At 60.1% G+C, this 20043-nt stretch carries 14 protein-coding genes and 2 pseudogenes; 10 read left to right on the top strand and 6 right to left on the bottom strand.

Going from position 1 to position 20043, the window contains the following annotated elements; all coding sequences use genetic code 11:
• Positions 1 to 53 precede the first annotated feature (53 nt).
• The 3 genes from AC0X69_RS14230 to AC0X69_RS14240 all read left to right on the top strand — a co-directional run bounded on the left by AC0X69_RS14230 (position 54) and on the right by AC0X69_RS14240 (position 6182).
• The gene (locus AC0X69_RS14230) at positions 54 to 3308 is read left to right on the top strand and encodes a hypothetical protein (protein WP_482608444.1); all 3255 of its coding nucleotides are present in this window, start codon (positions 54 to 56) and stop codon (positions 3306 to 3308) included.
• Between the two features lie 618 nt (positions 3309 to 3926).
• Complete coding sequence (locus AC0X69_RS14235; RefSeq protein ID WP_482608445.1) at positions 3927 to 4430, top strand: hypothetical protein; 504 nt, start codon at positions 3927 to 3929, stop codon at positions 4428 to 4430.
• Between the two features lie 285 nt (positions 4431 to 4715).
• Positions 4716 to 6182, top strand: a complete 1467-nt coding sequence (locus AC0X69_RS14240; protein ID WP_482608446.1) for a hypothetical protein — start codon at positions 4716 to 4718, stop codon at positions 6180 to 6182.
• Between the two features lie 53 nt (positions 6183 to 6235).
• Here AC0X69_RS14240 and AC0X69_RS14245 read toward each other — a convergent pair whose 3' ends face one another.
• The 4 genes from AC0X69_RS14245 to AC0X69_RS14260 all read right to left on the bottom strand — a co-directional run bounded on the left by AC0X69_RS14245 (position 6236) and on the right by AC0X69_RS14260 (position 12147).
• The gene (locus tag AC0X69_RS14245) at positions 6236 to 7351 is read right to left on the bottom strand and encodes a PD-(D/E)XK nuclease family protein (protein ID WP_482608447.1); all 1116 of its coding nucleotides are present in this window, start codon (positions 7349 to 7351) and stop codon (positions 6236 to 6238) included.
• A 40-nt stretch (positions 7352 to 7391) separates the two neighbouring features.
• Positions 7392 to 7577 (bottom strand): hypothetical protein, encoded by a 186-nt coding sequence (locus tag AC0X69_RS14250; protein ID WP_482608448.1) that lies wholly within the window; start codon positions 7575 to 7577, stop codon positions 7392 to 7394.
• 146 nt (positions 7578 to 7723) lie between these two features.
• The gene (locus AC0X69_RS14255) at positions 7724 to 10873 is read right to left on the bottom strand and encodes a UvrD-helicase domain-containing protein (protein ID WP_482608449.1); all 3150 of its coding nucleotides are present in this window, start codon (positions 10871 to 10873) and stop codon (positions 7724 to 7726) included.
• Positions 10870 to 12147 carry a PD-(D/E)XK nuclease family protein gene (locus tag AC0X69_RS14260; RefSeq protein WP_482608450.1) on the bottom strand — a complete coding sequence of 426 codons (1278 nt, stop codon included), beginning with the start codon at positions 12145 to 12147 and terminating at the stop codon, positions 10870 to 10872. Before AC0X69_RS14260 ends, AC0X69_RS14255 begins: the two co-directional genes overlap by 4 nt.
• A gap of 274 nt (positions 12148 to 12421) precedes the next feature.
• On the opposite strand from AC0X69_RS14260, the gene AC0X69_RS14265 reads away from it, so the two are divergent.
• Positions 12422 to 13003, top strand: a complete 582-nt coding sequence (locus tag AC0X69_RS14265; protein ID WP_482608451.1) for a hypothetical protein — start codon at positions 12422 to 12424, stop codon at positions 13001 to 13003.
• On the opposite strand, the gene AC0X69_RS14270 is transcribed toward AC0X69_RS14265, so the two are convergent.
• Positions 12929 to 14056, bottom strand: coding sequence for an IS630 family transposase (locus AC0X69_RS14270; RefSeq protein WP_482607591.1), 1128 nt, complete (start codon positions 14054 to 14056; stop codon positions 12929 to 12931). The two genes, AC0X69_RS14265 and AC0X69_RS14270, sit on opposite strands and share 75 nt — an antisense overlap.
• Positions 14057 to 14149: 93 nt before the next feature.
• Here AC0X69_RS14270 and AC0X69_RS14275 point away from each other — a divergent pair, with 93 nt between their 5' ends.
• The 6 genes and pseudogenes from AC0X69_RS14275 (at position 14150) to AC0X69_RS14300 (ending at position 19417) form a co-directional block, all read left to right on the top strand.
• Positions 14150 to 14458: a hypothetical protein gene (locus AC0X69_RS14275; protein ID WP_482608452.1), complete on the top strand. Its 309-nt coding sequence runs from the start codon at positions 14150 to 14152 to the stop codon at positions 14456 to 14458.
• A 360-nt stretch (positions 14459 to 14818) separates the two neighbouring features.
• Positions 14819 to 15502 (top strand): L,D-transpeptidase, encoded by a 684-nt coding sequence (locus AC0X69_RS14280; protein WP_482608453.1) that lies wholly within the window; start codon positions 14819 to 14821, stop codon positions 15500 to 15502.
• An 845-nt stretch (positions 15503 to 16347) separates the two neighbouring features.
• Positions 16348 to 18513: a Ca2+-dependent phosphoinositide-specific phospholipase C gene (locus AC0X69_RS14285; protein WP_482608454.1), complete on the top strand. Its 2166-nt coding sequence runs from the start codon at positions 16348 to 16350 to the stop codon at positions 18511 to 18513.
• Between the two features lie 171 nt (positions 18514 to 18684).
• On the top strand, positions 18685 to 18936 hold the full coding sequence (locus tag AC0X69_RS14290; RefSeq protein ID WP_482608455.1) for a hypothetical protein: 252 nt from the start codon (positions 18685 to 18687) through the stop codon (positions 18934 to 18936).
• A gap of 23 nt (positions 18937 to 18959) precedes the next feature.
• Positions 18960 to 19115 (top strand): annotated as a pseudogene (locus AC0X69_RS14295) (TrbI/VirB10 family protein); the annotation flags it as partial.
• Positions 19112 to 19417: a DUF2274 domain-containing protein gene (locus AC0X69_RS14300; protein ID WP_482608456.1), complete on the top strand. Its 306-nt coding sequence runs from the start codon at positions 19112 to 19114 to the stop codon at positions 19415 to 19417. The pseudogene AC0X69_RS14295 and the gene AC0X69_RS14300, both read left to right, overlap by 4 nt.
• A gap of 133 nt (positions 19418 to 19550) precedes the next feature.
• Here AC0X69_RS14300 and AC0X69_RS14305 read toward each other — a convergent pair.
• Positions 19551 to 19694 (bottom strand): annotated as a pseudogene (locus AC0X69_RS14305) (IS3 family transposase); the annotation flags it as partial.
• Between the last annotated feature and the right edge of the window lie 349 nt (positions 19695 to 20043).

A 20043-nucleotide genomic window follows, 5' to 3' on the forward strand; every position in this document is an offset into this window, starting at 1 on the left:
CGCAGCAATCTTGAAGCGGCGACGCCTCGCGCGCGCCGCAGGACGTTCGAGAAATGGAAACCCCGAAAAAAGAAAACGACGCGCCGAGCGGGGCGCGCCGTCAGTCGAAAGTCACGCCGAACACGGAAGGCGTTAACGGCAAACAGCATAATGTCTTTGCTGACGAAATGCCAGCCCAGAGCGACGCGCGCATTGAGTTAACCGTCGTCGAGAAGATCGACGGACCGCGCCTGTCGAAATCGTATGCGCCCGGACTCTTCGGGCAGCCCGTCGCCGACAGTTCTCAGTGCAGCATCAGCGCCGGCTATATGCACCGCGCCTTCATCACCGGCGTTGAAGATCTGCCGGGCATTATCGATTCGCTCAAGCCGAATGAAGCGATCGTGCTCGGCAAGATGGCGCCTTCGCTCGGCGATCGGGCGCCGTTCGTCAAGAAAGCGTGGCTCGAAGCCGTTGCGGCGTCCGTTCCGGGCTTGACGACCCGCACGCAGGATTCGCTCAACCATCGCGACGGCGAGCCGGGTCTGATGTTCTTTGACCATGATCGAAAGGGCGCGGCGCCTGCCGTCATCGCTCGGATGGAAGAGCTTGGCGGCTTCGATGCGGCGTTGGCGGCGATCGATCCGCAGCTTGTGCATGTCGGCTACGCCACGCGTGAATCGACATCGTCGGGCATGTATGACGCCGAGAGCGGCGAGGAATTTCCCGGCAGCGGCGGGCTGCATCGTTACGGGATCATCAAGAATTCCGCCGATCTGCCGAACTATCTCAAGGCGCTGCTGCAGCGTGGATGGCTGCATGGGCTGACTTACTACACGGTCGGTAATGCCGGTCAGTTACTGGAGCGCTCGATCATCGACGCCAGCGTCGGCTCGCCTGAGCGCCTGGTCTTTGAGGCGCCGCCTGACCTGAAGCCGCCGTTGAAGCAGCACAAGCGCGAGATGGTTGTGCGACCCAGTCCCGCGATTGACGCCAAGGCGCTGCCCGACCTGACCCTCGCCGAACAAGCAGAGATCGCGCGCCGCAAGCAGGAGGCGCGGGCGGCGCTCGGCAAGCCGCTCAAAGAAGCGCGCGAGAAAGCCGTCAAAAAGCGCGTGGAGGCGATTCGCCAAAAGAATCCGCAAATTGCGCCGGAGCGGGCGCAGCGCGCCGCCGAACGGCTTTTTGGCGGCGTGTTGGAGCCAAGCGAACTGTTGCAGTTCGCCGACCCGGAGCTGGGCGAGACGACTGTCGCCGACGTGTTGCGCGATCCCGATCGCTTTGTCGGGCAACCGCTCGCCGACCCGTTGGAAGGTCCGGACTACGGCTCCACGACTGCGATGCTGTTTCGTCGGGATGACGGCGCGCTATGGATTTTTTCCTTCGCGCATGGACGGACCGACTACAAGATTGTCGCCGACAGCGAATACATCGCCGAAACGATGGCGACGATTCAGAAGGAGCGATTGGCGAAATGGTTCATCGACGTCGCCGCCGATGCGGAACTGACGGCGGTTGAGGAAACCGACATCATCGCGCAAGTCGACAAAGCGCTGGGTGGCGGCAAAAAGCGCGCGCTCGGCGCCGACCTGAAAGAAGAACGCGACCGTCGCAAGCGGGCGCACGCCGAAGCGCAACATGAAGCGTTCGCCGCGACGATCCAGCGAACAATATTCGCGCTGCTTCCGGAAGACGCCGCAACGGCGCCGATCTTGGCGGCGATCGACGACGTGTTGTGCAACGTGCAGTCGCCGGAGCCGCCGGTGCGCGACGTTGCCGGCGTTCCAATCGACGTTGAGGAACGCGCCCCGGTCGGCGACTTGCATACGCTTACGAGCGCCGGCGCCAACGCTGAAGAAGATGAATCCGCACGCATGGCGCCGCCGCCGCAAGTGATGCTCATAAGGCAGGATGTCTATGGCGGCGAGTTGGCGCTCCAGCGGCATATTGCCTTTCTGAAGATGGATCAGGATGGCGGCGTGGCGTATGAGGCGAAGCCGCATACGCACATCGTTCAGCATTACATCAAATATCGCGCCTCAAGAATGCCGCGCGTCAAGGGCGTGCAAACCCTGCCGCTCGTTTTGGCGGACGGCGCGTTGATCTCGCGCAACGGGCTGCATCGCGACTACGGACTGATCATGCGCTGCGATCCGAAGCTTCTCGACATGCTGCCGGAACGCGCGGCATGCGATGAAGACGCAGTCGCTGCGGCGATGCGATTCCTGCTAGACGATTGGCTTTGCGACGTCGCTGGCGATCACGCTGCGAAATGCGTGGCGCTCGCCTACGCGCTCAGCGTCATCGAACGCTTGCTGTTCGGCGAGCGACCGATGTTCATGGTAACGTCGTCGCAAGCGTCGAGCGGCAAGACCACGCTGCTCTACATGCTGGTGCTGGCTGTGCTGGGCGTTAAGCCGCCCGCCGCCGCGTGGGCTGTAAGCGAGGAAGAGCGGCGCAAGGCGTTGTTCGCTTATCTGTTGCAGGGTCTGCCGACATTGGTGTGGGACAATATCCCGAACTCCGGCAAGGTGCAGAGCGCCGCGCTCGATCGCGCCGCTACGGCGGCGGAATATTCAGACCGAATGCTCGGCGTCAGTTCGGCGCCTGTCGCGCCCGCGCACTCGATCATGTGCTTCACCGGCAACAACATCGAAGCGTCAGGCGACACAGCGAGTCGCATGTTGGAAGTGCGACTGCTTGTGCCGCGCTCTGATCCGCGCAACCGTCAGGTCCGGCGCAAAGACCCGGTAGAGTGGACGCGCCGGCATCGCGCCGACATCCTGCGCGCGCTCTACACGATCTTGCTCGGCAATCCGCAGCTCGACGCGCCTTGGATCGAGCCGGAGGAATCAGAAAAGCAGGCGGACAAGTCGTCGGACGGACGCTTCAAGATGTGGCATCGCATGGTCGGCGCCGCGCTTGAGGACGCATCGCGCATCTACGCTGACCGTTTCGATCTTGCTGAAGGAGAGAAGCCGGTGTCGTTCGCCGCGCTGTTCGACAAAGCGGAAGACGAAAACGCCGAACGGATAGAAGCGCTTCGCGATCTTCGCCTGTTGCAGGCGCGTTGGGCTGACGGCGTTGAATTCAGTTCCAGCGACGTTGCGAATTGGGCGAAAGGTCTGGCGCTGGAGAATCGCGAAGCGACGGGCTTTCGCGAGCGGTTGCAGAATGCGCGTGGAGAAATCACCGCCCAGCGCGCTGGCGAGTTTCTGAGTGGACTGCGGGACAGACCGCTGACGATCGAACCGGGTGTCGTGCTGACGCTGCGTCGTCGTCTTCAAGATGGCGTTCAGCGCTACCGGGTTGAGCGTCTGGAACGGTAATAACTGTCACGCTGACGCCAAGTGGACCAGTGGACCAAGTGGGGCATGATTCAGCGCTCGCCTCCTGGAACTTTCACTTAAGCGGCTTTCTGCGTTCTAGCGACGGTCCGGCGTTTATGTATGTGCTCCCGGAAAGAAAGGTCTGAATCATGCCCCACTTGGTCCACTGGTCCACTTGGCTTCAACGGGGCTGTAAAGAAGATCGCCGCTCTTCACCACGCGCCAGAAGCTCCAGCCCGCCAGTGAAAGCAGCGGGGCGTGAAAGAACCGGGACCGATGAGAGGACGAAGAGGGAAGGGCGCGCACATCCGCAAAAAGCGCGATTTTTTCTCACCCCGCCGCCTTCATTCGCCCGCCGAGCACACAGCCCCGACGATCCGCCCCGGCGCCGGCAGTCGCACCCCTTCCCAAGAAGCGCCAGACTCCATGACGCGCTGATAGTCAGTCACCAAGCCGGCAGCGCAGAACGCTAGACATATCTGAGATTACGCTCCATATTGATGAGCAGTATTACCGAAAGTGGGCGGTAGAAGTGGGCTTTTGAGCGTAAGCGTAACCGCTACGCACGCCGTAGAGGAAGAGACGCCCACCCGCTGGCAAAGGGCGCTGAGTATCGGCATGGCTAATTCGGCAGTAGTTCCTCTGAAGACGAACGGCAGAAGCCGCGTCTCCAACGGGCGCTTGTGGATGGACCCGAGCGGTCTGGACGGGCGCAGCAAAGCCGCTCGACGCTTTCGCGACGTTTACGAGACGATCATCTCGGACCTTGGCGGCGACGAAGGACTGTCTGAAGGGCAGCGCCAGATCGCCAGACGGTGCGCGATGCTGTCCGTCTCAGCCGAACTGGCGGAAGCTTCAGCGGTTGCCGGCGAGGCGTTCGACGCCGAAGCTTACGGCGTCGTCTGCGATCGGCTTGGTCGAGCCTTTCAGCGGCTTGGACTGAAGCGTGTCATGCGCGACCGCGAGCCAAGCCTTGCCGAGATCATTCTTGGCTATCAGAAGAAAGCCGCCACGACTTCAAAACTTCAGACCGCTGCAACGGCGCCGCCGGAAGCTGTTTCGCGCAAAGAGCTCCCGTTTCCGCCCAACGACGACATCATCGAAGCGGGGCCGCTCGAATGATCCCGCGCCGGACGGAAGTAGTCGCCGTTGAGCCGCTCGACGATTCGCTTCGATTCAGCGAAGATAGCTTCGCGCGGTTGGCGGCAATCTACCGAATTGCGCGAGACGAGGCCGAGCGACGCCGCGCCGAATGGCTGACTGCTAGCCGCGCAGAATGGTGCCGACCATTGGCGCGTATGGCGCTACGCCGACGAAACATCGCCAGTCGTGATGAGCGCGCGTTGAGGCGATGCCTATTCGGTCCAGCGCTGCGCGACTGGCGACCGGATAGAGGGTATTGAAGCGATGCGCCCTCTCGTTTCGATGCGCGACGCGCTCAATGATCCAAAACTCTTTGGATCTATCCTGTCGGGCGAGAGTTGGGCGGCATGGCGCATCTTGCTGATCGCGGCGATGGGCGAACCACTCGCCGACGCTGAGCGCATCGTCTTCAAAGAGTTGACGGGTCGCGAACATGAGCCCGGCGAACGCGTCGAAGAGCTGTGGTGCGTAATTGGACGGCGAGGCGGTAAAACGAGAGCGATTGCAGTGCTTGCCGCTTACATCGCCGCACTTTGCGATTTCACAGATCTTCTGGCGCCGGGCGAGATAGCGTCGTTACCCATCCTGAGCAGCACGACGGATCAATCAGCGAAGTGTTTGCAATACCTCAACGGCATCTTCCTCGATGTCCCTGCGCTAAACAGACTCGTCATCAGTCAAACAGCCGACAGCATAACGTTGTCGACGCGAGTTTGCATTAGCGTGACGCCAGCAAATTTTCGAACAGTTCGCGGCGGCACTGCAATCGCAATCATTGCTGACGAAGTCGCTTTTTGGCGCTCTGACTCGTTTGCAAATCCAGACGTCGAAATTCTCGCCGCCGCGCGCCCATCGTTAGCGACGACGAACGGCATGTTGGCGTGCATCTCAAGTCCGTATACGAGAAAGGGCGTTCTGTGGGAGACGCACAAGCGCCACTACGGGCAGGACGGCGACGCGAAAATCATTGTCGCTCGCGCGCCGTCAACGCGAATGAATTCGACGCTCAAACAATCATGGATCGCACGTCAGTATGAGCTAGATCCGTTTAGATCCGCTGCCGAATACGGCGCCGAGTTTCGAAGCGACATTGAATCGTTTGCCAGCCGAGAAGCGGTTGAGGCTTGCGTCTCACCAAACGTCGTTGAACGCCCTTATACGTCAACTGTGCGCTTTCATGCGTTCGTCGACGCTGCGGGCGGCTCCGGGCAAGACTCAATGACTTTGGCGATTGCGCATTGTGAACGGGACATCGCGGTCCTCGACGTCCTGCGCGAACGCAGGCCGCCATTCTCGCCGACGGCCGTTGTCGAGCATTTCGTCGAAACGCTCGGTGCCTACAATCTCAAAGCTGTGACTGGCGACAAGTTTGCCGGTGACTTCTGCGCAGAGCAATTCAGGATGCGCGGTATCGCCTACAAGGTCTCTGAGAGGACCAAGAGCGAGATTTATGTCGAACTGTTGCCGCGCATAAATACAGGGAGCGTCGATTTGCTTGATAACAAACGCATGACCACGCAGCTCTGCAATCTGGAACGACGAACTGGGCGTGGCATTGGTAGCGATATCGTGGACCATCCGAGAGATGCACACGACGATCTCATTAATGCTGCCGCTGGCGCGTTGGTTCTCGCGTCTGCGCGCAAGAAAGCTTTCCGACCGACACAACGCATGTTGGAACTCGCCGACACGCCGGGCGCTTACGCGCTGCGGCGGCGCGCGCTTATCTAAGATGCGCAAGGCGGTCGATGACGGCGTCGCCGGCGCGGCTCTGTATTCGGCTGTCAGTTTGCTAGCATGGCCACAACCGGTCGTTCTATTAGCTTGCGTGCGATCGCGATGGCCGCATCCTGGAGCTGGCCTACCGTCAGTCCAAATACCTTTTTGTAGCGATAGACGAAGTCTGGGTCGAACCTGTTAAATCCTTGTGTCGGCATGATGGAGTGATCCTCGGCTCCGATCCCTCCGTCGAAATACGAGAAGTCAAAGAGATCCTCGTGCTCCCGTGCAAATTCTCGTCGGCTTGAGCGGGCCTGCTCAGAATTACCTTCCAAGTGAGGCAGGCGGAGGGCTAGACGGAACTGGCCTCCTTGCAGTTGCCAGCCGGCCGTGGCGCCAGGCGCGAGGTGATTGACCGGGAGGAACCATTCGTGGAAGGGCAACCCCTTGGTGAAGTCGGCCCGGACGTGTGGGTGCTCAATCCCGTTCGCATCCAAGGCTCTGCTGACGTGTTGCGCGACGGACCATGCGCGGAGTTTCGCCATCGGTGTGTCCAGGCGGCTGTCGGCCAATGCCTTCACAATTGCGTCCGGCAGCGCGACCGTTTCATTCGGGTCAATCTCCATCACCATCGCGGCGAGTTCGGAGAGCAACTCGACCATTCGGGCGTAGCGGCGCATCGTTTCGGCCTCGTAGGAGAGGTCGCCTGCAGGAAGGGCCGATTGGATGCGTTCCGCGAGATCACGGTAGCTGATACACCGCCATTCATGCGAGCCGATTTGTTTGCGCCCGTCATACCAATCGGGCTCGGCAAGGCAGAGTAACCAGAGAGAAGTGGATTGCCTTTTTGCTGCGACCTTGGCGACGTAATCCTCGAGTTGACGCTCGTCTGGGAGACTGAAGACTTTATTTTCGATCAACAGCGGCAGGCGGTGAGGCCATTGGAACCACAGATCCACGTTCTGCTTTTCTCGCATGACTTTGCGGGCGAGCCCTGTTGCGCTGGACGCCTCTGTCAACGCTCCGAAGACGCGATCGGCGGCCTCAGGCATTCTTTCGAAGAACCATGCCAGCAGGTTGCTGTGAAACAGTTCTTTGTTGCCTAGCATCAGATGCGCCAATGGCTCCTTGTCGAGCCGGTTGACGATTTCATTTAGATCATGCGTCGATCCCGGCGCCATCAAGGGTTCTCCACGGTGCCCGTTTTTCAAACGGATATATTCACGGCAGGATGTCGACAACGCGGCCGTCCTTGTCGACGGCCCGAACCGGACGATCAGGGAAACGTTCCTTGGCCTGTTTCATTTCACTTGAGACGCTCTGTTCCTCGTTGAGGGTCATCCCGACCTGGGTCCAAGTCCCCGATAGATCCTTTATCTCAATCTTGATTCTGTCACTGTAGGCCATGAGCTCTCCCATTCTAATGCCGATGTTCAGCAAATAAGATCAAGGGGAATAAGGCACGCCGGGGAGAGCGTCCAGACCGCACGCTTGGACCACAATGGCAGGAAACCGCGGAGGATGCCCGCAAAACTGCGGTTCATAGCGTGCGGTCATCCGACCACTAGCACCATCCCCGAAATCGGTAGATGCAGGGCAAGCAGGAGCGATTTGTGCGCCGGCATCGCGGCCGAGATCGCTTCGCCATAGAGGCGCAATTGGCCCGCGTGCTTTCTCGCATGATCGAGCCACTGGGTTCCCGCGCCGGGGAAACTCTTGTGATCGACGATAATGATCGTGTCGGCCGTCTCGGCTAATACGTCAATGCGTCCAGAGAGGGAGCGGTCACCTATCCGGAAGTTAACAGGCGTTTCTCGACGTAGGATAGCGCCAGGCCATCGATTGTCTAAGAAAGCGCGGAAACGGGAGCCCATGGTCACGACGTCACGCGGATCGAGCGCCGTGACGCTCCACGCGTTAAGCAGGCGTTTAGCGAGGGCGCTGCGGCGCTCCTCATCCCATGCCGGGTCGTCCGCGGCGAGGAAACGGTGTAGCGCCTCGCCGACGTGATTCATGTCCGGCGATCCCGCGAATGGCAGGCGCGCGCCTAGGTCAATCTCCTCTATGATCCTAGCAGCTTCGACCGCGGTCACGCTGCTCGGTCTCAACGCGAGTGGTGGGAATGTTCTTCGTTCTACGTTGGATCCCGCGAAGGCGGTCGACTGCGCAAGGGGAGCGGCCTCCTCCTGGGGGACTGGCGAAGCGACACGGACTGCATGCGGCTTGCCGTTTATGTGAACGACCGTGTCCCCGATCTCGGGCGCCACGAATGCCGGGCCACCGGCATCGGACGTTAACTCATCGAGCCACGCCCAACCCGATTTGGATTTCGGCAGGATTAGAACCAGATAGTCGCGGGCGCGCGTCGCGCCGACGTATAGGAGCCGCGCTCTCTCCGCCTGCTCCGCGCGCGCCGCCTCCTTGCCCTCGTCGGAGTTGGCTGCGGCTGCATCGAGAACGACGTCCTTCTTCTGGGCGCCGAAAGGCCATGGCCAAAAGCGCAGCCATCTTCCCGCAAGCGGATCGTTCCAATCGATCGCCTCTCCCGAAAGATCGCTCGCCACATGGAGACCGAAGGCGCTGCCCTTCGGTTTGTCATCGAGATCGGTCAGGATAACGAGCGGCCATTCAAGGCCTTTGGAGCCGTGGTATGTCATGACCGTGACAGCGTCCGCTGCGCGGCTCTTTGGTTGCGCGGCTTCCTGCTCGCCAAGCCAAGCGCAGAGATCAGTCACCGTCGTCGGGGCACGGCTGCGATTTCGTTCTTCCTCATACGTCGCAACGAGCGTGCGTAACTCTTCGAGGTTGAGCAGTCGATCCTCGACCTGCCCCCATCTCATGATGGCCGTGGACACGCCACCGAGCGTCAGGATGGCGTCAAAATATTCGATCGGCGTCTTGTGGATTCCGTTCTCGGCGATCGCGGCCAGATCAGCGGACAGGGGGACGAGCGCAGCGATGGCGTCCGCCCGGTTATCTTGCAGGCTCGCCTCGAACCACGCCGGCTGGCCGGGCCCTTCGTGAAGGCAATGCGCAAGTTCGGCGAGCGCCACGGTGTCTCGCCTGTCGGCGCACCAGCGGAGCGCTGCAATAGCCAGTCGCGCCTCGAGCGTCCCGAAGAGTCCGCTACGCTCGATGGCCACCTTCGTTCCCACCGACGCGAGCGCGTTCGCGACGGCGAGGCAATGGTCGTTGCTGCGGCACATGACGGCGACGTCACCGGCGCGGAGTGGTGAGGTCGTTCCGTCGCGCGCAACGGTCCACGCCGCCCCGTTAGCGAGTACATCCCTGATGCCCGATGCGACCGACGCCGCAACGTCGTGATCGATGCGCCAGACACCCAAGGGAATACCTTGTCCTGGAAGGTCGGTGCGCTCGACCGAATTAATCCGCGTCTTATCCAAGGACATTCCCATTCCCGCGAAGCTAGGCGCGAAGGCGTCGTTGAAGAAGGCGACGAGCCCAGGACGGCTGCGCCAGTTCCTGTCCAGCGTCGATTCTTGACCGCCAGTCGCCCTTTGGATCTTGGGTGCGACATAGGTAATGAGATCAGGGTCCGTCCCGCGGAAGCCATAGATCGCCTGCTTGGGATCGCCGACCCAGACGCTCGATCTGGCTAGGCGCGACATGGCGACGAAGACCGCGAGCTGCAGAGGGCTGGTGTCCTGGAATTCGTCGACGAAGACTGATTCGATACGTTCTCTCAACTGGAGTTCGAGATCGGGATTGTTTAGGAGTTGCAGCGCGAGACGGTCCTGATCGACGAAGTCGACGAGGCCCCAATTCCTCTTATGTTTTTCGTAGGCTCGCATGGCCCCGGCCGCGCAGGCGAAAACCGCGGCGATGTATCGCCTGACCTGATCGTGCAGGCGGGGATGACGGGCGAAGACCGACGCCGCCTCCCGCAACGGCGCGAAATGCGGCTCCTCAGCCTTGGTTCCCTTCACCTTGGAGAGCTTCGCCCAGCGCTGCCATGTCATGTCCTCGACCCGGCTTCGTCCCGCGATGTCACGGATTTCGTCCAAGGCGCGCGCTCCCGTGACGAGTACTCCTTCGTTCGTCGGATAACGTGCGAGCAGCGTCCTCAGGGCTTCCCGTAGTCCGGCATCGATGTTCTCCGCCGTCTCCCCGGGCAGCGGCGTCGTAACCAGCTTTTCGAAGCCGGCGATGGACCGTTGAGCGCAGGCCTCAAGCGCGTCAACGTCTATGTTGTTGGCGCGCGCGAGTTCGACGATTTTACTGACGTCGTCGCGCCAATCCCTCTTATCCCGGGGTGAGTCCCCGTAGCCGAAAAATGTCGACAGGGGCCCGACTTCATCGGCGTAGCTGCCAATTACGGCGTCGGAAGCCTTGCGGAACGTCGTCCTGGTCGCGTTCTCGTCGACGATATCCACGATCGGAGACAGCCCGAGCCCGAAGGCGAATTCTTTCACTAAGCCGCCGCAGACGCTGTTGATCGTGCCGATCCTCGCGCCAAGCAGTCGTCCCGCGTTTTCGGCGTCTCCCTTGGAGATAAGCCGCTCGCGGGCCCGCTCGCGCAATTCCTCGGCGGCCTTCACGGTAAAGGTGCTTGCCAGAACCCGTTCCGGCGCACGCCCGGCGCGGATCTCCGCCTCGATGCGCGACGTCAGATCATGCGTCTTTCCCGTGCCGGCGGACGCGGTGACAATGCCGACCTTGTGGGAACCATCTATCGAAATCATGAATTCACCCCGCAGATATCGGCGTAGTCGCAATAGCCGCACTTGGGCGGGACGAGGAGGTAGGGGTCCGAGAACTCCTCCTGCCTCTCGCCGTTTTGTTCGAGAGCCGCCCGGACCTTGCCGTTAACGATGTCGTCGAACGCGGATCCGAAGGACGCGGAAATCCTGTCCCAAGTCTCCTTGGGCGTCGGGCCTTCAATCAAGGTCGCCATGCCACCGGACAGCGGCACGGTGGTCAGGAAACGCCTTTGCCGCAGCATGAAAAAACCGGTCGCGACGTCGGCCTTATAGTCGGCGACGTGGCGGGCGTAGACGGAGATTTGCAACGCGACGCCGTTCTTCAACTCCGCGCGACGCCGGCTTTCGCTCCGCTGCCATTTGAGATCGATGACGACGAGGCGTCCATTCGGGCTCTTGGCCAAGAGATCGATCCGGCCGCCGGCGCCAGTTCCCGGCGCGAGCGTGTCGGGCGCGGAAAACTCATATTCGCCGCCAACGACGGTCAGCTCCTCTGAGCGAAGGAACCGGGCGAGTTCAGCCAAGGCTTGCGGGATCGAACGCTTGGCCGCAGCGAGTTCGCCGGCCGCTCCGGGCAGCAGCAAGGTCGCGGCGATCCGCGGCAGCAATTCATCGAGCCGTTGCGCGGCGATGGTCTCGACATCATCAGGCTCGGGTGGCGCGCCCGGCCGGAAGATCTCCTGCGCGATCCTGTGCGCGAGCGTCCCCACCAGATTGTCCAAGTTCGGAAGCGACTGCCCCACGCCGGGGCGGAGCTTGCTCGCGTATCTGAGCGTCCATTGCAGAGGGCAGGAGAGCAGCGCTTCCAACGACGACGCAGATTCGAATTCGCGCGGATGGATCCTACCGGCGGGAGCGGCCCATTCCGCAATCGCTGTTGGCGGCGCGACGAAGTTGATCGGCCGCCGCACGAGCGTTCGTCCGGCAAAGGCCGGTGCAGTGTGATGCAGGACGGTTTCGGCGCGGACGGAAATCTCTTCCAGCAAACCGGGACGCTTGGCGACGAGCGAATGCCACAGAGGGTGCGCCGTCGTCTCGGCCCCGCCAGCGAGAGCCGGCCGTATTAGGACGAGCCTATCCCGCGCATGCCGCAACGGTCGTTCCCAGGCGGCGGCGAGGCGTTTCAGTTCGATTTCCGGCTCATCGAGCGGACATCCGGCCTCAGAGCGACGCGCTGCGATGCGTAGCGAAGCGGAGCGCTGTCGATCGAATGTATGAAGCCGGGCGAAAGGCGCAAGCTCTTCCGATCCTGACATTTGTCAACGATAGTTGTGCGCCCGACGTTGGCTAACCGGAGTTTAGTCTTTGCGCGCCTATCTCTTGTTAGACCCCGGGGAGTCTCCATATTGAGGTCGGGTCTAACAAATAAAGGGCAAAGCAAACATGCTGACTGGAAAAGAGAAGACAGACTACCAGCGCGAATACATGCGCCGGCGCCGGGCGTCGGCGGAAGCTGCGCGGATCGAAGCGGAATTCACGAGCGCCGCCGAGAATTACGACCATTGGGAAGCGACTGACATAGTTCTTGAGATGCTCAGTTTCACCGCGCACACCGAGCTTGAGCCGAGCGACGCTTTTAAGAACAAGTTTCTCGCGTTCTGGAAGGAGCATGGCGACGCCGTGCGACTTACACACCCATATTTGCTGAGCGAGCTTCCCAAACTTTTGCCTGCTTACCGGGGCGGGCAGATGCGCCTGTACCGCGGCGACACGTTCAAGAATCACAAACGACGCGTCTATGGCGCGTCGTGGACGTCTTCCCTTGAGGTGGCGACAGACTTCGCAATCGAGCACGCGACTTGGTTCAAGGATGGCGGCGTGTTGCTGGAAACGGTTGCGCCGGCGGACGCAATAATATGTGCGCTGTGCGAGCACGACGACGAATTTAACGAAGCCGAGTATGTCGTCGATTCCCGCCGTTTGCAGGGCGTGCGAGCGTTGGAGCGATTTTCGAACAGCGCGGCGTGCGACGCTCGCGCGCGACGGGCCAAGGATGCGGACGATAAGCGTCTAGCTAGTGTCCTGATTCAGAAGTTTCTATCCAGCTTTGGCTTGGAGGTCGAGGGTGCGACGGCAGAAGCGTTCGATGGAGGCCAGAATGTCGTCGGCTGACTTGGTCCAGCGCAGCGGCTTCGGATCAGCGTTCTGTTGGGCGAGGAAAGCCTTGATGGCGGCGATGAGGTCTTTGACGGACTTGTGCGCGCCTCGCTTGATCTGCTTTTCGGCCAGCAGCGCGAAGAAGCGTTCGACCTGATTGATCCACGACGACGATGTCGGCGTGAAATGCATGTGCCAGTGGGGCCGCTTGGCGAACCAGTTGCGGATCACTTGCGTCTTATGGCTCGAAGCGTTGTCCATCACGACGTGAATGTCGAGGCCGGCGGGAACGTTGCTCTCCACTTCGTCGAGAAACTTGCGGAACTCCTGCGCGCGATGGCGCGGCATGCATGTGCCGATCACACTGCCAGCCTTCACGGTCGTCTCAGCCGTGACAGCAGCGATGAAGCCGGCAAAGAGCGTCGTAGTGCCGTGGCGGTCGTAGTCGTGCGTGCGCCGCTCGACTTGTCCAGGGCGCATCGGCAGCAGCGGCTGCGTTCGATCAAGCGCTTGTATTTGGCTCTTTTCATCCACGCATATCACCAGCGCCTTGTCGGGCGGATCGAGATAGAGGCCAACGATGTCGCGCACTTTCTCGACGAACTGCGGGTCGGTCGAGAGCTTGAAAGTCTCGGTGCGATGCGGCTGTAGGGAGAATGCACGCCAAATGCGATGAACCGACGAAGTCGACACGCCCGATGCTTTCGCCATGCCGCGCGTGCTCCAGTGCGTCGCGTTCTTGGGCTGCGTTTCGAGTGTCCTGGTCACGATCTCCTCAACGCGGTCGTCGCCGATCTTGCGTGGCGCGCCACAGCGCGGCTCATCGTCGAGACCATCGAGACGGTGCTTGGCGAAACGCTCGCGCCATGTGCGCACGGTCTGCCGCGTTACACCGACCGCAGCCGCGATCTCGCAGTTGTTGAGCCCGTCAGCGGCCCGCAACACGATCTCCGCGCGTTGCGCATGCCCACGCGCCACCTTGCGTCGCCGGACGAGCCTTTTGAGGTATTCCCGTTCGTTCTCGCTGAGCTCAATCTTGCTCGCTTTGGTCGCTCCGTCCCTCGCCATGCCGCCCTCCCGAATCCCGCCTGGGCCGAAGGAATCACAATCGCGAAAACGTGGCTAGTAATTTCTGGGACAGGACACTAGCTATTACGAGCCATGAGACCCGACAGCCTGATCACCCCCGACGGGCGTTTCAACAAGTCCGCAATTCTGTGCGACGCACATCGCCAGCGCCGGCAGATGGCGCGGTATGGCTGGTCGTGGGGCCGCTGCCTCGCATTCTCATGGAGCAAGGCGAAAGCGATGCGCCAGCGCCTTAACGCTGAGCCCGACAGACCCGAACGCCTCATGGTCCGCCCGACGGCGGAAGGCGTGGCGGCGCTCTATACGGCGATCACCGGCAAGAGCGTCAGCGCCGGCGACATGGCGCGGTTTGCTGATAGGATGGCGTCGCTAGAGAGCTGAACTTCCCCTCGGTCGATCTCATCGACGCGCCAATGCCAGAGTCGCGGCGGGCCGACGGCTAATGTCTCAGTTTGACCCAAAGCGGGCATCGTCTGTAAGGCTACCGCCTCGGCTGAATGGCGCTCGACTTTCGCGGCTGTCTTTTGCACGTGGCAACCCTTTGAAAATGCGAGGGCGCGCGGGTTTTGGGCGCGGCTTTTTTCGTTAGTTGCCGCCAAAAACCGTCCACTCCCAGCATGCAGCCTCCGTTCTAGCCGGAAGAGGAACCATCTGTGCTGGTTCGGCGTTCATCTGATGTTCCGGCTAACGTGCTACGAAGCGGCGGGGCATATGCTCGTTTCCGCAGCCTTGGAGGGGCATATGTTCATATCCTTAAAACAATTGCTGAGAATTGGGCTTTTGTTCACCGCCATTGACGTGGCATTGGTCCTCTTTCCGGTGACGGCTCATGCGGGTTCCGGCTTCCTGAGAGCGATGGACGCGGGTGCGACCGGAGCCAACAGGGTCGCCGTCCTCGTCAACATCGACAAAACAAGACAACAAATGACAGTTTATGTGGATGGGGTAGAAAGATATGAATGGCCGGTATCAACTGGCCGAGCAGGATATTCAACTCCATCGGGAACCTATACTGCCACCTCGATGAACGAAATTTGGTATAGCAAACAGTGGGACAACGCCCCCATGCCCCATTCCATTTTCTTTATAAAGGACGGTCATGCCATCCACGGCAGCTTCGAAGTAAAGAATCTTGGCAAACCCGTCTCGCATGGCTGCGTGCGTATCTCGCCTAAGGATGCCGCCATTCTTTATGCGCTGGTGAAGGAGAATGGCCTGGAGAATACGCGGGTAGTGGTGACCGGCGTTACCCCGGGCGGCGAGTATAAAGTCGCTGAGGATGAGACAAGTCCGCGCGGCGCGTATAAGGTTGATAGGGGTCAGACAAGTCCGCGCGGGGTCAAGCGCTCAGTTGGCGTTCCTTATTACGATGGATCCCAGGGTGACTATGGATCGCCATGGCCATGGACCTATTCACCTTGGTGAAGGCCAACGGCTTATAGGAGACGGCCTCGGAGGAGCGCGTTGGCGAACAAGCGACAATGCCGCTCACCGGGATCGGCGACTAACACTGGGCGCAGCGCCCAATAAAGCGTTCGGGGTTGATACGGTCCCAGTACTCCCAGCGCAGAGGCGCATGGTGGCCTCGCGGTTTTTGCGTTTTTAAAGGTGTAGTTGCCAGCGCCGTCGAGCACGCCTGTCGTGCTCAGCGCCGTAACTAGAAAATTACCGTAAGAGGTAATCCGCCCAATCTGTCTCAAAGACCCTGACGCCGGACATGAGTTGCCGGGAACGTCCTTTGGCGCAAAGCGGCGGGGCTGAGGGTGATGCCGGCATCGATTCCGACTTAAACAAGGGCATGCTGGTTTTCCAAAGTTGCCCCATCCCATTGATCCATATAAGGCGGTTTTCCAAAATCAAAGTTGCTCAACGCATTGATTTAAATCGAGTTACAAGATGACTGAAAATCGCAGTGTCGGTGGTTCGATTCCGCCCCTGGCGCCAGAAAATTAAATTAAATCAGTTGCGTAGCGATTTGCGAGGAACGGCGATGTTTTCCGGCATTCTCCAATCTGGAAGGAAAACGGCTCTCCAACACGTTGTAATTTATGTAGCGACATAGCGAAAGTGCATCGGCTCACCCTGCTGCAAACCGCCCAAACGCGTGTCGCTCCCGAAAGCATGTTTCGCGCAGTGGGGCCCCGTACCGCTTACAGGGTTCCTTGTGAAGGCTTCGAAACCGTCATGGCTTGCCATGTCATGGAACCGCTCTAGGTTAGGCTCTGTTGGGCAGACGTGCGCTGGCCCCATGTCTTTGAGGGGTTATTACCATGACTCCAGCATTGCTCCGCGCACGAAATCTGTCCCGGAATCCGTCCGCGTATCGCTTCCTCGGCTTTACATTGTGTTCGTTGTTGCTCGCGGCTTGCGGCCGCCTAGTGCTGGTCATCGACGCAGTCGAGCCCTCGGCAGCATTCGATACCCAGCCCATTGTCGTTAACTACACGTTGTATAACGGCACGCGTCAGGAAGTGGGGGGAAGGATCCGCGGCGAGGTTGGGGGAAACGCGCTGGCACACATTGGCACCCGTGATATTCTGTTATCCCCAGGCGCACACTCCACGGGCCGGTTCCGCAGTACTAATCCGCTGTCCGAAGGCACTCAGACTATCGAGCTGCTTTTCGGTGGCAATGACCGTTGCGTACCTAATGAGCCGCCGCGCCCACCCGTCTGCGTTTCAACAATCACCGCAACGGCAAGCCAGCTGCTCAACGTGAAGGCGTTTTACCCGCGCTACAACCAGGTCCAGACAAAGGACACGCACAACTCTTACTGGATCAATCGTAACCATCTATTGGACTTGGGGAGCAGCGGAACTCAGGAGCTCATATCGGACCAACTCCTACATGAGCATGTGGGCGGCATCGAACTGGATGTGCATACCGACAACGGCAACCCTGGCGTATGGACCGTGTTCCACTCCACCGAGCCGGACTTCTCGCACTGTAACCCTTTGTCAGATTGTTTGGAGATGCTGCGGAACTTTCATTATGCCGTGCCCCAGCACGAGGCGATCCGCGTCGCTATTGAGCTGAAGAATACGGCCACATACCGGGGGTCCCCATTAGACGGTCCAACTTACCACAATTTTGCCAGCCCGGACCATACGGTACAGAAGTTCGACGATACGTTCCGGCGCATCCTTGGCGCCTCGTTGTATACGCCAGCGGACTTTATGGCACGTTGTCCGGGTCGGCAGCAGCTCAGGGATTGCCTGCGCGACGTTGGCTGGCCCACGACAGATAAGCTACGGGGAAAATTCATCGTCACCGTCCACGGTTCTTGGAGCAACGGCTATCACGACTGGGCGCGCTATGCCAATGAAGCCGGAGGTATTCGCGCCCGGATGGCCTTCCCCATGCGCTCCATTTTTGAAAGCACAGGGCGAGTCGGATGCTACAACGAGTACAACGGCTGCAGCTACGATCCTATCCCTGACGATTGGCTACAGAATGCGTGGGAACAATCCATATTCTGGGACGTGCCGAATGTAGACAATGATGGGAACCCCCTCTTCCCTGAAGTGGTGCCGTTCCTGAACGATGGTGGAGTCATGCGCAGCGCCTCCGCATATACATATGCGGACCAACAGAAATTCATTGCTCGGCGATTCAATTTCATTCAAACCGACTACCCGTGGTTTTTCGTGAACGACAACGGACGTGCAGGACTGCCGACCGATCCGTCGCGCCGGTTCTTCAACCCTCTGTGGCCCGCGCTCCAGCGGGATGCGCTAATCGAGCCTGGGAACCGCATCTATGTCAAGAACACCGTGGCTAGCTTCCTCTATCATCTGGTACCGACGAACGAGTTTCGCTTTTGGGAAGCTACGGTGTCCACTACCCGACGCGGAGACCAGTGGGAGGCGCGCCCGGATTTGGTTTTCCCGCGCGCCGCAACAGACAGTGGGGCAGGGTGCATCCGCGCCGCAGCGAGCCAGGGCGACTATATCGCCGTGTGCCGCGGCAAGCATACCGAAGGCAGTGACGCCCACGATCAGGAGCAGATCACCGTAAGCGTGCTAACCGGCCACAACGGCGTGGCGCAGCCTACGTTGAGGCTCAAGGCGGATGTGCACCGCAGCGATACTATCGGAAATATGATCGGCCTGTCGGTAAGCAATAGTCCGCGAGGGGCTACGGCGGTGGCCTATTCTGCCGGGCGGCTCAACGCTAAGGGAGAGCCCGCATGGCAGCGCCTTAAGGAGGAGAGCTTCCCCGTGCCGCTCCTCGCCCAAGGACTCACGTCTTCTCAAGACGTGCTCTTCGCAGGCGCGCGAATACGGGAAGGAAACGGCGCGTTGCGCTCTGTCACCCTTTGCGACTTGCGCTACCGCGATTCCAATTTCTACACCAGCGGCGATGCGAATGTGCAGGATCTTTCCTTCCCCACGCCAACTGAGTCGTGTACGCCGTCGCCTGCGCCGCTTCCGTGAGGGGCCGACGCGGCCGACGAAGCCGCCCGGGTATAACGGGATAATGCCGCCTGCCGTAACGGAATGGTGCCGCCCGACTGGGCGGCGGCGTTGTGCGGCGGCGTGGCGGGGTAAAACTGCCACTTTCGAGGCTGACCCCTCCCGATCATTGATTCGGGAGGGCGGCCGGCGATGTTTGCGGTGGAGATTTACGCACCGGTTCGAGGCTTTGTTTTCATTGAGGGGAAGAGCCGGCGCGAGGCGGCCCGTAGCATCGAGATCGAACGGACGATCCGCGCCTGCGGAAGCTACGCCGTGATGCGTGTCAATGACGTGCTAAATCATGTTGCACAATGCGCCGGAGGGCGTTTGCGTGAGCAATTCGACTCCGTGATTGTGACCCGAACGGCAGAACGAATCGGGCATTTGGGTATTGGTGCGTAGAAAAAATTTCTAGATCGCAAGAACGCCACGGTCAACAAATCGTCGGCCGCAACCTCAATATGCAGCCGACGCTCACCATCCGACCGGGTTTTCCAGAGCGGGGGATCGTCACGCGCGACCTGGTCCTCGCGCCATACAACGAACGCGCAACAATCGCCGCAAAGCGAGTCGATCCATGACCAAGTTGAAACCCGCCTCCATCGATGACGACAAGCCGGCAAAACTCACCGTCACGCTGCCGGCTGCGCTACATCGAAATCTGGTTGCTCATGCGGAGATTCTCGCAAAGGAAACGGGAAGGATCGTCGAGCCGCTAAAAATCATTGCGCCGATGCTGGAGAAGTTTATTGCGAGTGATCGAGGGTTTGCTAACGCGCGCACTGGCGCAAAGCAGTCCCCAGCGCCGATTGCGTCCGCTGGTCACAATGAAGAGAAACTGCCTATTGGACCGCCGTCCTTCATTAGCGCAAATCGCCTTTGAACAAGACCTCGAAAAACTCGGACGCCGGCTTGATTCTCATCATCAACAAATCGTCTCGCGCGAGTGTGTAGGCGATCGGCCGCAGTGTCGTAATCCCTCTGGCCGGCCCCCATTCGGTGATCCAGGAGCAATGTTAGTTTAACAGCGGCGTTTGGACCAGCGGCAACGCGCCCGGCGCAGCTGGTCGGGGTAGCGCAGCCGGGCGCGTGGGGAACAGAACTGCTGGGGCTGGAGGCTTGTATCCCAATGAGGAATGCGGCCTGATCTCGTTATAGAACGGGGCTTGAGAACGCCCACAGGACCACCTGCGGGGAGGTTCTTTATCGGCTTCATCCGTGGTTCGGGCGCGAAGTTTTCATCCATGACGCCGACAATCTCCTCCGGCTTGTGCCGTTTCCTGCCCATCTCAAATCCTCCTCAAAGGCCCAAAAGCCATACTTCACGGAGGATCACTTTTCAGGGGGCAGACCAGTCTTTCAAGAGATGTAACAAACCGGGGAACGATTCGCTCAGCGCTACGTTAACAGCTTGGTAGTGGCGCGGGATGTGTCGAGCCAGAATCGATGGGTTGGATCTGAACAAATCGTGAAGGCTCGGAACGCCGTGTAGAATTGAATTTTCGGTTG

This window comes from Methylocystis sp. Uni0008, assembly GCF_056838045.1.

Excerpts from the sequence above, each read along its gene's own strand:
- AC0X69_RS14280 (WP_482608453.1), top strand. The coding sequence starts at position 14,819 with ATGTTCATATCCTTAAAACAATTGCTGAGAATTGGGCTTTTGTTCACC.
- AC0X69_RS14245 (WP_482608447.1), bottom strand. The coding sequence starts at position 7,351 with ATGGCGCCGGGATCGACGCATGATCTAAATGAAATCGTCAACCGGCTC.
- AC0X69_RS14240 (WP_482608446.1), top strand. The coding sequence starts at position 4,716 with ATGCGCCCTCTCGTTTCGATGCGCGACGCGCTCAATGATCCAAAACTC.
- AC0X69_RS14300 (WP_482608456.1), top strand. The coding sequence starts at position 19,112 with ATGACCAAGTTGAAACCCGCCTCCATCGATGACGACAAGCCGGCAAAA.
- AC0X69_RS14285 (WP_482608454.1), top strand. The coding sequence starts at position 16,348 with ATGACTCCAGCATTGCTCCGCGCACGAAATCTGTCCCGGAATCCGTCC.
- AC0X69_RS14235 (WP_482608445.1), top strand. The coding sequence starts at position 3,927 with ATGGCTAATTCGGCAGTAGTTCCTCTGAAGACGAACGGCAGAAGCCGC.
- AC0X69_RS14250 (WP_482608448.1), bottom strand. The coding sequence starts at position 7,577 with ATGGCCTACAGTGACAGAATCAAGATTGAGATAAAGGATCTATCGGGG.
- AC0X69_RS14275 (WP_482608452.1), top strand. The coding sequence starts at position 14,150 with ATGAGACCCGACAGCCTGATCACCCCCGACGGGCGTTTCAACAAGTCC.
- AC0X69_RS14270 (WP_482607591.1), bottom strand. The coding sequence starts at position 14,056 with ATGGCGAGGGACGGAGCGACCAAAGCGAGCAAGATTGAGCTCAGCGAG.
- AC0X69_RS14230 (WP_482608444.1), top strand. The coding sequence starts at position 54 with ATGGAAACCCCGAAAAAAGAAAACGACGCGCCGAGCGGGGCGCGCCGT.
- AC0X69_RS14265 (WP_482608451.1), top strand. The coding sequence starts at position 12,422 with ATGCTCAGTTTCACCGCGCACACCGAGCTTGAGCCGAGCGACGCTTTT.
- AC0X69_RS14255 (WP_482608449.1), bottom strand. The coding sequence starts at position 10,873 with ATGATTTCGATAGATGGTTCCCACAAGGTCGGCATTGTCACCGCGTCC.
- AC0X69_RS14260 (WP_482608450.1), bottom strand. The coding sequence starts at position 12,147 with ATGTCAGGATCGGAAGAGCTTGCGCCTTTCGCCCGGCTTCATACATTC.
- AC0X69_RS14290 (WP_482608455.1), top strand. The coding sequence starts at position 18,685 with ATGTTTGCGGTGGAGATTTACGCACCGGTTCGAGGCTTTGTTTTCATT.